Below are 11,695 nucleotides of genomic sequence, written 5' to 3'. Positions count from 1 at the left end.
TCGTGACCCTGCTGGCCGCAGCACTTCTCGTTTCCGGTTGTGGTTTCGTCGGCGACGGCGCCGACGAAGGGCGGCAGGGGGAGACAGCGAAGGAGAACCACATGAACATGCAGGAGGCCGGTGACCGGGCAGAGGACATGCTGGACGCGTTCCTTGGTGCGGTCCATCCGTCCGTGGAGGTGATCCCCGGAGCGTCCAGCGCATCCATGTGTTCCGACTTCAAGAACGACAGCACCGGCACCGGATCGGTGACCCGCCGGCGTGCCGTGGTGACGATCATCTCGAGCGAGCGGCGGGGCAATTTCCTCGGTGTCGTGGAACGCTACTGGAAGCAGCACGGCTACAAGATCACCTCTGTGGTGGACAACAAGGAGATGCCGGCGATCTACGCCACCGCCCCGAACGGTTTTCGAGTCGCCCTCGAATTCGGGTACGCGGGTCAAGCCAACTTCGTCGTAGTTTCTCCGTGCGTCACCGAATCCAAGGTCACCGAGCCCTCGCGCAAGCCCGTCGACCCGGAGGCGTTCAAGTCCGAGGGGCTTCCGTACGTCCACTCCGACTTCTGGTCGCGCAAGGCGCCGGTTCCGTCCTCCTCCCCCTCCGCGTAGCCCGGCGGCGGGGGGGACCCCGCACCGGGCGCCCCCTGGTGGTGGCCGGCGCGCCGGTCACGATTGGGTCTCGGCCACCCGCCGCCTCTTGCCGCACCCCGTGTAATCGATTCCAATCCTTCCTAGCCGAGGGATGTAATCGATTCCACGAGTCACGAGGAGGTGGCGCCGGCGATGGCGAGCATCAAGGATGTCGCCGCTGCGGCGGGGGTGTCCGTGGCCACCGTGTCGCGGGTGCTGAACGGGCATCCGTCCGTCAGCGCCGAGGCGCGGGAGCGGGTGCGGGGGGCCGTGGCGGAGCTGGGGTACCGGCCCAACGCCGTCGCCCGGTCGCTGCGGACCGATCAGACCCACACGCTCGGGCTCGTGATCAGCGACGTGCTGAACCCCTACTTCACCGAGCTGGCCCGTTCCGTCGAGGAGGAGGCCCGGGCGCTCGGGTACAGCGTGATCATCGGGAACGCCGACGAGCGGCCCGAGCTGCAGGACCACCACGTGCGGAATCTGCTCGACCGGCGGATCGACGGCTTGCTCGTCTCGCCCACCGACGGCGGGTCGCCCCTCATGCTCGACGCGGTCCGGGCCGGGACTCCCATGGTGTTCGTCGACCGGTGGATCCCCGGGGTGGAGGTGCCTGTCGTGCGGGCCGACGGGCGGGGTGCCGTGCGGGACCTCGTCGGTCATCTGCACCGGCTCGGGCACCGGCGGCTCGCCATCATCGCCGGGCCCGCCGCCACCACCACCGGCAGCGAGCGGGTCGAGGCCTTCCGGGCCGCGCTCGCCGAGTACGGGCTTCCGCTGCCGGACGCCTATATCGGGCAGGGTGACTTCCAGGCCGAGAGCGGGCGGCGGGTCACCGAGGGGTTCCTCGATCTGCCGGAGCCGCCCGAGGTGGTCTTCGCGGCCGACAACCTGATGGCGCTGGGCGCGCTGGACGCCGTACGCGCGCGTGGGCTGCGGGTGCCGGACGACCTCGCGCTGGCCGCGTTCGACGACATCCGCTGGTTCGTGCACACCGACCCGCCGGTCACCGCGATCGCCCAGCCGACCGGTGAGCTGGGGCGGGCCGCCGTACGGGCCCTGGTCGACCGGATCGAGGGGCGTACCCCGCGCTCCGTCACCCTGCCCGCCCGGCTCGTCGTACGCCGCTCCTGCGGAGAAGCCGCACCCGGAACCCCCTCCCCCACGCAGTCCCCCTCCCCAGTGCAAAGGAGCACGTCGTGAGCAACCCGGCCGAGTTGCTGCGCATCGAGGGCATACGCAAGACCTTCCCCGGCGTGGTCGCGCTCGACGGCGTCGACTTCGATCTGCGCCGGGGTGAGGTCCATGTGCTGCTCGGTGAGAACGGCGCCGGCAAGAGCACGCTCATCAAGATGCTCTCCGGGGCCTACACCCCCGACGCCGGCCGGATCCTCGTAGGCGGTGAGGAGGTGCGCATCCACGGGGCGCAGGACTCCGAGCGCCTGGGGATCGCCACCATCTACCAGGAGTTCAACCTCGTTCCCGATCTGACGGTCGCCGAGAACATCTTCCTGGGGCGGCAGCCGCGCCGGTTCGGCCTGATCGACCGGAAGCGGATGGAGGCGGAGGCCGGGGCGCTGCTGCGGCGGGTCGGGGTCGACGTGTCGCCACGCGCGCGCGTGCGGGAGCTCGGGATCGCGCGGCTGCAGATGGTCGAGATCGCCAAGGCGCTCAGCCTGGACGCGCGCGTGCTCATCATGGACGAGCCGACCGCCGTGCTCACCTCGGAGGAGGTGGAGAAGCTCTTCTCCATCGTGCGGGCGCTGCGCCGGGACGGGGTGGGGATCGTCTTCATCACCCATCACCTGGAGGAGATCGCCGCCCTCGGGGACCGGGTCACCGTCATCCGGGACGGGCGGAGCGTCGGGCAGGTGCCTGCCTCCACCGACGAGGACGAGCTGGTCCGGCTGATGGTCGGGCGGCCCGTCGAGCAGCAGTACCCGCGGGAGCGGCCGGAGAAGGGGCCCGCCCTGCTGTCCGTCGAGGGGCTCGGACGGGACGGGGTCTTCCACGACGTCACCTTTGAGGTGCACGCCGGTGAGGTCGTCGGTGTCGCGGGCCTCGTCGGAGCCGGTCGGACGGAGGTCGCGCGGGCCGTGTTCGGGGCCGACCCGTACGACCGCGGGGTCGTGCGGGTCTCGGGGGAGGCGGTCCGGCGGCACGACGTGAACGCCGCGCTGGCGGCCGGGATCGGACTCGTACCGGAGGACCGCAAGGGCCAGGGGCTGGTGCTGGACGCCTCCGTCGCGGAGAACCTGGGGCTGGTGACCCTGCGCGCGGCCACCCGGGCGGGGCTCGTCGACCGCAGGGGGCAGTACGCGGCCGCCGAGCGGATCGCCGGGCAGCTGGGGGTGCGCATGACGGGCCTCGGGCAGCAGGTGCGGACCCTGTCGGGCGGCAACCAGCAGAAGGTCGTCATCGGCAAGTGGCTGCTGGCCGACACCAAGGTGCTGATCCTGGACGAGCCGACGCGCGGTATCGACGTCGGCGCGAAGGTCGAGATCTACCAGCTGATCAACGAGCTGACGGCCGCCGGTGCCGCCGTCCTGATGATCTCCAGCGATCTGCCGGAAGTGCTCGGCATGAGCGACCGGGTGCTGGTGATGGCCCAGGGCCGGATCGCCGGTGAACTCTCCGCCGACGAGGCCACGCAGGACGCGGTGATGTCCCTCGCCGTCTCCCTCCCCACCACCGAGAAGGACACCGAGAAGGAGGCCGTCCGTGGCCACTGACACGCTCAAGAGCCGGGCGGGCGCGAGTGGCGCCCCGGGGGCCGTCCGCCGCCTGCTCCTCGACAACGGCGCGCTCACCGCGCTGATCGTCCTGGTCATCGCCCTGTCGGCGCTGTCCGGGGACTTCCTGACGACCGACAACCTGCTGAACATCGGTGTCCAGGCGGCCGTGACGGCGATCCTCGCCTTCGGTGTGACGTTCGTGATCGTCTCCGCGGGCATCGATCTGTCGGTCGGCTCGGTGGCCGCGCTGTCGGCGACGATGCTGGCCTGGAGCGCCACGCGGCACGGGGTGCCGGTGGTGCTCGCGGTTCTGCTGGCGATGGCCACGGGTGTCGTCGCCGGTCTGGTGAACGGTTTCCTCGTCGCCTACGGCAAGCTGCCGCCGTTCATCGCGACGCTGGCCATGCTGTCGGTGGGCCGCGGCCTCGCCCTGGTGATCTCGCAGGGCTCCCCCATCGCCTTCCCGGACCCGGTCTCCCGGCTCGGGGACACCCTGGGCGGCTGGCTGCCGGTGCCGGTGCTGGTCATGGTGGTGATGGGGCTGGTCGCGGCGCTGGTGCTGGGGCGGACGTACATCGGCCGGTCCATGTACGCGATCGGCGGCAACGAGGAGGCGGCGCGGCTGTCGGGCCTGCGCGTGCCGCAGCAGAAGCTCGCGGTCTACGCCCTGTCCGGTCTGTTCGCCGCCGTCGCGGGCATCGTGCTCGCCGCCCGGCTGTCCTCGGCGCAGCCGCAGGCGGCCGACGGCTACGAGCTGGACGCGATCGCCGCGGTCGTCATCGGCGGTGCCTCGCTGGCGGGCGGCACCGGCAAGGCGTCCGGCACGCTGATCGGCGCGCTGATCCTGGCGGTGCTCAGGAACGGCCTCAACCTCCTGTCCGTCTCGGCGTTCTGGCAGCAGGTCGTGATCGGTGTCGTGATCGCGCTGGCGGTGCTGCTGGACACCGTGCGCCGCAAGGCCGGGGCGACCCCGGTGGCCGCCGGTGCGGGCGGGCCGAAGGGGCGGCAGGCGGCGACGTACGCGCTGGCCGCCGTGGTCACCGTGGCGATCGTCGGCGCGACCTCCTTCCTGCACAGCGGCTCCCCGTCGTCCACGACCCCGCGGATGGGTCTGTCCCTGTCCACCCTCAACAACCCCTTCTTCGTGCAGATCCGGGCCGGTGCCCAGGCGGAGGCGGAGAAGCTGGGGGTGGACCTGACGGTGACCGACGCGCAGAACGACGCCTCCCAGCAGGCCAACCAGTTGCAGAACTTCACCGGTTCCGGCCTGGGCGCGGTCATCGTCAACCCGGTGGACTCGGACGCGGCGGGCAACTCCGTGAAGGCCGCCGGCAAGGCGGGGATCCCGGTCGTCGCCGTCGACCGGGGTGTCAACCACGCGTCCGTGGACACGCTGGTGGCCTCGGACAACGTCGCCGGCGGGGAGCTGGCCGCGAAGACCGTCGCCGAGAAGCTGGGCGGCAAGGGCCGGATCGTCATCCTGCAGGGGCAGGCGGGCACGTCGGCGGCGCGGGAGCGGGCGGCCGGGTTCGCCAAGGGTCTGAAGGCCTACCCGGGGATCCGGGTGCTGGCCCAGCAGCCCGCCGACTTCGACCGCACCAAGGGCCTCGACGTGATGTCGAACCTGCTCCAGGCCCACCCCGACGTGCAGGGCGTCATCGCCGCCAACGACGAGATGGCCCTGGGCGCGATCAAGGCACTCGGTTCCAGGGCCGGCAAGTCGGTGCAGGTCGTCGGCTTCGACGGCACCCCGGACGGGCTGACGGCGGTGAAGGACGGCACGCTGTACGCGTCCGTCGCCCAGCAGCCGAGCCGGCTGGGGCGGATCGCCGTGGACAACGCCCTGAAGGCGGTCCGCGGCGAGAAGGTGGAGCCGATGGTGAAGGTGCCGGTGAAGGTGGTCACGAAGGACAACGTGGCCGGCTTCAGCGGCTGACGACGGGCGAGTCGGGCGGGCGGCCCCGGGAGCACTTCCGGGGCCGGCCCGCCTGACGTCATCTCTCAGGGGAGTCAACTGATGTACGACTACGACCTCCTGGTCGTGGGATCGGCCAACGCCGACCTGGTGATCGGTGTGGAGCGGCGGCCGGCCGCCGGCGAGACGGTGCTCGGCGGCGACCTGGCCGTGCACCCGGGCGGCAAGGGCGCCAACCAGGCGGTCGCCGCCGCCCGGCTGGGCGCCGGTACGGCTCTGCTGGCGCGGGTCGGTGACGACGGCCACGGCCGGCTGCTGCTGGACTCCCTGCGCGCGGCCGGGGTCGACACGGTGGGTGTGCTGGTGGGCGGGGCGCCGACGGGCGTGGCGCTGATCACCGTGGACCCCTCCGGCGACAACAGCATCGTGGTGTCGCCGGGCGCCAACTCCCGTCTGCTGCCGCGGGACGTGCGGGCGGCGGTGAGCCTGTTCCACGCCTCCCGGGTGGTGTCGGCGCAGCTGGAGATCCCGTTGGAGACGGTGGTGGAGGTCGTACGGAACCTGGCGCCGGGCAGCCGGTTCGTGCTGAACCCGTCCCCGCCGCGGGAGCTGCCCGCCGAGGTGCTGGCGGCCTGTGACCCGCTGATCGTGAACGAGCACGAGGCGCGGGTGGTCCTCGGTGACGCGTGCGTGAGCGAGGAGCCGGCGGACTGGGCCCGGTTGCTGCTGGCCAAGGGACCGCGGTCGGTGGTGGTGACGCTGGGCGCGGAGGGCGCGCTCGTGGCCGACGGCTCGGGTGTGACCCGGGTGCCGTCGGTGCGGGTGGACGCGGTGGACACCACGGGCGCCGGGGACGCGTTCACGGCGGCCCTGGCCTGGCGGCTGGGCGCGGGAGCGGATCCGGCGGACGCGGCGGCGTACGCGGCCCGGGTCGGCGCGGCGGCCGTGACGAAGCGGGGCGCGCAGGAGTCGTACCCGACGGCGGCGGAGGTCGAGGCGCTGTGCCGGGCCCACCCGGGGGACGGCCCCCGGACCCCCGGCCGGGGGCCGGACACGGCACCCGGAACCGACGGGCGGGGGGACGCACGGTGAAGAAGGCGGGGATCCTCCACCGCGGGTTGTCCGGTGCGCTGGCCGAACTGGGGCACGGGCACGGGGTGCTGGTGTGCGACGCGGGCATGCCGGTACCCGACGGTCCGCGGGTCGTGGACCTGGCGTTCCGCGCCGGGGTGCCGTCCTTCGCCGAGGTGCTGGACGGGCTGCTGGCCGAACTGGTGGTGGAGGGCGCGACGGCGGCGGAGGAGGTGCGGGCGGCCAATCCGGTGGCGGCCGGGCTGTTGGCGGACCGGTTCCCGGAGCTGGCCCTCGTCCCGCACGAGCGGCTGAAGGAGCTGTCGGCGGAGGCCCGGCTGGTCGTGCGGACCGGGGAGGCCCGGCCGTACGCGAACGTGCTGCTGCGGTGCGGGGTGTTCTTCTAGCGGGCCCGGCACCCGGGACGCTTCGGGGGGCGTTCCCGGCCCGACGGCCTGGGTACGCCCCCCTGCTTCCCTCCCCTGCCGGAACCCCGATCCCCCCGGGTCCCCCGTGGTTCCGACGACAGTTACGACACCGGGGGCGGGCGATCGGTTGCGCCCGTTCCGGTTTTTTTCCGCGCCGGCGGACGTCCCGGCTAGCGGATCACGTACTCCACGAACCGTTCCGCCGTCTCCGCCAGCACCTCCCGTCCGTCCCGGGCCCACAGGGCCTCGTTGAACAGCTCGACCTCGATGGGGCCGGTGTAGCCGGCGGCCTCCACGTGGCCCTTCCACTCCCGCATGTCGATCGAACCGTCGCCGATCTGGCCGCGGCCGTCAAGGACGCCCGCGGGCAGGGGGGTGGTCCAGTCGGCCAGCTGGAAGGAGTGGATGCGGCCGCCCGCGCCGGCACGGGCGATCTGGGCGGGGGCCTGGTCGTCCCACCAGACGTGGTACGTGTCCACGGCCACCCCGACCTGCTCGGCGGGGAAGCGTTCGGCGAGGTCGAGAGCCTGGGCCAGGGTGGAGACCACGCAGCGGTCGGCGGCGTACATGGGGTGCAGGGGCTCGACGGCGAGGCGGACCCCGCGGTCGGCCGCGTGGGGGGCGAGGACGGCGAGGGCGTCGGCGACGCGCTCCCGGGCTCCGTGCAGGTCCTTGCTGCCGCGGGGGAGCCCGCCGGAGACCAGGACCAGGGTGTCCGTGCCGAGCGTGGCCGCCTCCTCGATGGCCGCGTGGTTGTCGCCGAGCGCCTCGGCCCGTTCCGCGGGGTCGGCGGCGGTGAGGAAGCCGCCCCGGCAGAGCGTGGTGACGGTGAGGCCCGCGTCGCGGACCAGTTGCGCCGTCGCCTCCAGGCCGTACGCCTGGACGGGCTCCCGCCACAGGCCGACGTGGGTGATGCCCGACCGCTCGCAGGCGTCGGCCAGTTCGGGCAGCGACAGCTGCCTGACCGTCATCTGGTTGATCGACAGACGCGCGAGGCCGGTCACTGGTCCACCCCGTACAGGGACAGCAGGGTCCGCATGCGTTCCTCGGCGAGCCGGGGGTCCGGGAACAGCCCCAGGCGGTCGGCGAGTTCGTAGGCGCGGGTGAGGTGCGGCAGGGAGCGGGCCGACTGGAGACCGCCGACCATCGTGAAGTGGTCCTGGTGGCCGGCCAGCCAGGCGAGGAACACCACGCCGGTCTTGTAGAAGCGGGTGGGGGCCTGGAAGAGGTGGCGGGACAGCTCGACGGTGGGGTCGAGGAGGTGCCGGAAGCCCTGGACGTCACCGGTGTCCAGGACGCGTACGGCCTGCGCCGCGAGCGGGCCCAGCGGGTCGAAGATCCCGAGCAGGGCGTGGCTGAAGCCCTGGTCGTCGCCCGCGATCAGCTCCGGGTAGTGGAAGTCGTCCCCGGTGTAGCAGCGCACGCCCCGCGGCAGCCGCCGCCTGAGGTCGACCTCGCGCCGGGCGTCGAGGAGGGAGACCTTGACGCCGTCGACCTTGTCGGGGTGAGCGGCGATCACCTGGAGGAGGGTGCCGGTGGCCACGTCCAGGTCGGCCGAGCCCCAGTAGCCGTGCAGGGCGGGGTCGAACACGGGGCCCAGCCAGTGCAGGACGACCGGCTGGGCGGCCTGGCGCAGGAGGTGGCCGTAGGTCTCCAGGTAGTCCTCGGGTCCCCGGGCCGCCGCGGCGAGCGCGCGGGAGGCCATCAGGACGGCCTGGGCGCCCGCCTCCTCTGCGACGGCGAGCTGTTCCTCGTACGCGGCCCGGATCTCCGTGAGGGTGCCCGCGGTGAGCTGGTCGGTGCCGACGCCGCAGGCGATCCGGCCGCCCACGCCGCGCGCCTCGGCGGCGCTGCGCCGGATCAGCTCGGCCGCGCCCGCCCAGTCCAGGCCCATCCCGCGCTGGGCGGTGTCCATCGCCTCGGCGACGCCGAGGCCGTGGGACCACAGGTGGCGGCGGAAGGCGAGGGTGGCGTCCCAGTCGACGGCGGGGGGCGCGTCGGGGCTCGTGTCGGCGTGCGGGTCGGCGACGACGTGGGCCGCGGCGAAGACCGTACGGGAGGTGAAGGGGGCGCCCGGGGTGAGGGCGAGGGGCTCGGCACGCGGCTCGTAGGCCCGCAGCCCGCCCCGGGCGTCGGGGAGTCGGATCGTCACAGGGAGATCTCCGGTACGTCGATGCGGCGGCCCTCGGCGGAGGATCTCAGGCCCAGTTCGGCGAGCTGGACGCCGCGGGCGCCGGCCAGCAGGTCCCAGTGGTAGGGGGCGTCGGCGTAGACGTGCCGGAGGAACAGCTCCCACTGGGCCTTGAAGCCGTTGTCGAACTCGGCGTTGTCGGGCACCTCCTGCCACTGGTCGCGGAAGGCCTCGGTGGCGGGGACGTCCGGGTTCCAGACGGGTTTGGGGGTGGCGCCGCGGTGCTGGGCGCGGCAGGTGCGCAGGCCGGCGACGGCGGAGCCCTCGGTGCCGTCGACCTGGAACTCGACCAGTTCGTCGCGGTGGACGCGCACGGCCCAGGAGGAGTTGATCTGGGCGACGGCGCCGCCCTCCAGCTCGAAGATGCCGTAGGCGGCGTCGTCGGCGGTGGCGTCGTAGGGCTTGCCGCTCTCGTCCCAGCGCTGCGGGATGTGGGTGGTGGCGAGGGCCTGGACGGACCTCACGCGGCCGAACAGCTCGTGCAGGACGTACTCCCAGTGCGGGAACATGTCGACGACGATGCCGCCGCCGTCCTCCGCGCGGTAGTTCCAGGAGGGGCGCTGGGCGGGCTGCCAGTCGCCCTCGAAGACCCAGTAGCCGAACTCGCCGCGCACGGAGAGGATCCGGCCGAAGAAGCCGCCGTCGACGAGCCGCTTCAGCTTCAGCAGGCCCGGCAGGAAGATCTTGTCCTGGACGACGCCGTGCCTGACGCCCCTGTCGTGGGCGAGCCGGGCGAGGGCGAGGGCGCCGTCGAGGCCGGTGGCGGTGGGCTTCTCGGTGTAGACGTGCTTGCCGGCCGCGATCGCCTTCCTGAGGGCCTCCTCGCGGGCGGAGGTGACCTGGGAGTCGAAGTAGATGTCGACGGACGGGTCGGCGAGGACGGCGTCCACGTCGGTGGAGACCTGGTCCAGGCCGTGCCGCTCGGCGATCTCGCGCAGGGCGTGCTCGCGGCGGCCGAGCAGGACCGGTTCGGGCCAGAGCACGGTGCCGTCGCCGAGGTCGAGGCCGCCCTGTTCGCGCAGGGCGAGGATGGACCGGACGAGGTGCTGGCGGTAGCCCATGCGCCCGGTGACGCCGTTCATAGCGATACGCACCGTCTTGCGTGTCACGTGTGTTCCCTTCGTGGGCCGGTGTGGCACTCCCTAGCAAGCGCTTTCTGGACGAGGAGAAACTAGCCCCTGGACGTGGCCCGTACAAGACCGTGTCTGCTTCGAGTTGTTCGAGGGGGCGAACAACGGGGGGTCGTGGCCTTAAGGTCTGCTCGGAACCAGGACGTGTGCCCGGTTGTCTACCAGGGCGTACGACATGACGCGTGACCGGAGGACGAGATGACCGTGACCCTGGCGGACGTGGCGGCCCGCGCCCAGGTCTCCCCCGCGACGGTGTCGCGCGTGCTGAACGGCAACTACCCGGTCGCCGCGTCCACGCGCGAGCGGGTGCTGCGGGCGGTGGACGAGCTCGACTACGTCCTCAACGGCCCGGCGAGCGCGCTCGCCGCCGCCACCTCCGATCTGGTCGGCATCCTCGTCAACGACATCGCCGACCCGTTCTTCGGGATCATGGCCGGCGCGATCCAGTCCGAGATCGGCGGGCCGGGCGGGCGCGCGGGCGGCGAGCGGCTGGCCGTCGTCTGCAACACGGGCGGCTCGCCGGAGCGCGAGCTGACGTACCTCACGCTGCTGCAGCGGCAGCGCGCCGCGGCCGTGGTGCTGACCGGCGGGGCGGTGGAGGAGGAGCCGCACGCGACGGCGGTCGCGGCGAAGCTGCGCAAGCTCGCGGAGGCGGGGACCCGGGTGGTGCTGTGCGGACGCCCGCCGGCGCCGGACACCCAGGCGATCGCGCTCACCTTCGACAACCGGGGCGGTGCACGCGCGCTGACCGACCATCTGATCGGCCTCGGCCACCGCCGGCTCGGCTACATCGCCGGCCCCGAGGAACGGACGACCACCCGGCACCGTCTGGAGGGCCACCGGGCCGCGCTCTCGGCGGCGGGCATCGAGGAGGACCGGCGCTGGACGGTCCACGGCCGCTACGACCGCCGGTCCGGCTACGAGGCCACGCTGGAGCTGCTGCGCCGTGATCCGTCCCTGACGGCGATCGTGGCCGCGAACGACTCCGTCGCCCTCGGCGCCTGCGCCGCCCTGCGCGAGTCGGGCCTGCGCATCCCCGGGGACGTCTCGGTAGCCGGCTTCGACGACCTGCCGTTCAGCGTGGACGCGGTGCCGTCCCTGACGACGGTCCGCCTGCCGCTGGCCGAGGCGGGCGCCCGCGCCGGCCGCATAGCGATGGGCCGCGAGGAGCCCCCGCCCGGGGGGATCGCCTCGGTGCGGGGGGAGTTGATGGTGCGGGGGTCCACGGGGGTGCCGCGTGGGTCCGTCCGCGCCGCCGAGTGACGCGGTTCCCTGCCCGGACCGCGGCGCCCCGGCCGCATGGCCCGGCGCCCGGGTGCCGTCGGACGACGGCTCGCCGCGGTGGGACACCGGCGCGGTGTGCCGGGGGCGCGGGTCCGCGACGGTGGTGTGCGGTACCGAGGTGCCCCACGGGACGCCGGAGCGGCTGCCCGCCGGGCACGAGCGCGCGGAACCGCGGCCGGGCCCGCCGGCCGGCCGCGGGGGGCCGTGACGCGGATGCTGCGGCCCGACCCGGGGCTGGGCGTCGGGGAGGTCCGGGCCGTACCGGAGCAGGGGTACGACGGGACGCCGCCAGGGACCGGGCTGCTCGCGCGG

The 11,695-nt window shown here is 73.4% G+C and carries 10 protein-coding genes; 7 read left to right on the top strand and 3 right to left on the bottom strand.

Annotation, left to right across the window (positions count from 1 at the left end; genetic code table 11):
• The first annotated feature begins 2 nt into the window (after positions 1-2).
• The 6 genes from ACZ4VF_RS30375 (at position 3) to rbsD (ending at position 6,757) form a co-directional block, all read left to right on the top strand.
• Positions 3-608, top strand: a complete 606-nt coding sequence (locus ACZ4VF_RS30375; protein ID WP_467929977.1) for a hypothetical protein — start codon at positions 3-5, stop codon at positions 606-608.
• Positions 609-782: 174 nt separating this feature from the next.
• Positions 783-1,832, top strand: a complete 1,050-nt coding sequence (locus tag ACZ4VF_RS30370; RefSeq protein WP_467929975.1) for a LacI family DNA-binding transcriptional regulator — start codon at positions 783-785, stop codon at positions 1,830-1,832.
• Entirely contained in the window at positions 1,829-3,361 is a 1,533-nt protein-coding gene (locus ACZ4VF_RS30365; RefSeq protein WP_467929973.1) for a sugar ABC transporter ATP-binding protein, read from the top strand. Before ACZ4VF_RS30370 ends, ACZ4VF_RS30365 begins: the two co-directional genes overlap by 4 nt.
• Entirely contained in the window at positions 3,351-5,300 is a 1,950-nt protein-coding gene (locus tag ACZ4VF_RS30360; protein WP_467929972.1) for an ABC transporter permease/substrate-binding protein, read from the top strand. Before ACZ4VF_RS30365 ends, ACZ4VF_RS30360 begins: the two co-directional genes overlap by 11 nt.
• 81 nt (positions 5,301-5,381) lie before the next feature.
• The gene (locus ACZ4VF_RS30355; protein WP_467929971.1) at positions 5,382-6,371 is read left to right on the top strand and encodes a ribokinase; all 990 of its coding nucleotides are present in this window, start codon (positions 5,382-5,384) and stop codon (positions 6,369-6,371) included.
• Positions 6,368-6,757, top strand: coding sequence for a D-ribose pyranase (gene rbsD / locus ACZ4VF_RS30350; protein ID WP_467929969.1), 390 nt, complete (start codon positions 6,368-6,370; stop codon positions 6,755-6,757). The genes ACZ4VF_RS30355 and rbsD overlap by 4 nt, the downstream gene beginning before the upstream one ends.
• A gap of 191 nt (positions 6,758-6,948) precedes the next feature.
• On the opposite strand, the gene ACZ4VF_RS30345 is transcribed toward rbsD, so the two are convergent.
• The 3 genes from ACZ4VF_RS30345 to ACZ4VF_RS30335 are packed head-to-tail and all read right to left on the bottom strand — an operon-like array spanning position 6,949 to position 10,078.
• Positions 6,949-7,749, bottom strand: a complete 801-nt coding sequence (locus ACZ4VF_RS30345; RefSeq protein WP_467930058.1) for a sugar phosphate isomerase/epimerase family protein — start codon at positions 7,747-7,749, stop codon at positions 6,949-6,951.
• A 29-nt stretch (positions 7,750-7,778) separates the two neighbouring features.
• Positions 7,779-8,930 (bottom strand): dihydrodipicolinate synthase family protein, encoded by a 1,152-nt coding sequence (locus tag ACZ4VF_RS30340; protein WP_467929968.1) that lies wholly within the window; start codon positions 8,928-8,930, stop codon positions 7,779-7,781.
• Positions 8,927-10,078, bottom strand: coding sequence for a Gfo/Idh/MocA family protein (locus tag ACZ4VF_RS30335; RefSeq protein ID WP_467929967.1), 1,152 nt, complete (start codon positions 10,076-10,078; stop codon positions 8,927-8,929). Before ACZ4VF_RS30335 ends, ACZ4VF_RS30340 begins: the two co-directional genes overlap by 4 nt.
• Before the next feature lie 219 nt (positions 10,079-10,297).
• Between ACZ4VF_RS30335 and ACZ4VF_RS30330 the strand changes: the two genes are divergently transcribed.
• Positions 10,298-11,362, top strand: a complete 1,065-nt coding sequence (locus ACZ4VF_RS30330) for a LacI family DNA-binding transcriptional regulator (RefSeq protein WP_467929965.1) — start codon at positions 10,298-10,300, stop codon at positions 11,360-11,362.
• The last annotated feature ends 333 nt before the right edge of the window (positions 11,363-11,695 follow it).

This window comes from Streptomyces sp. NPDC029151 (genome assembly GCF_055564315.1).
The sequence above is the reverse complement of the archived record's forward strand: the minus strand, read 5'-3'. Positions and strand labels throughout refer to the sequence as shown.

Bases quoted from the DNA above. Each gene is read 5' to 3' on its own strand.
- ACZ4VF_RS30345 (WP_467930058.1), bottom strand. From the start codon at position 7,749: ATGACGGTCAGGCAGCTGTCGCTGCCCGAACTGGCCGACGCCTGCGAG.
- ACZ4VF_RS30370 (WP_467929975.1), top strand. From the start codon at position 783: ATGGCGAGCATCAAGGATGTCGCCGCTGCGGCGGGGGTGTCCGTGGCC.
- ACZ4VF_RS30355 (WP_467929971.1), top strand. From the start codon at position 5,382: ATGTACGACTACGACCTCCTGGTCGTGGGATCGGCCAACGCCGACCTG.
- ACZ4VF_RS30330 (WP_467929965.1), top strand. From the start codon at position 10,298: ATGACCGTGACCCTGGCGGACGTGGCGGCCCGCGCCCAGGTCTCCCCC.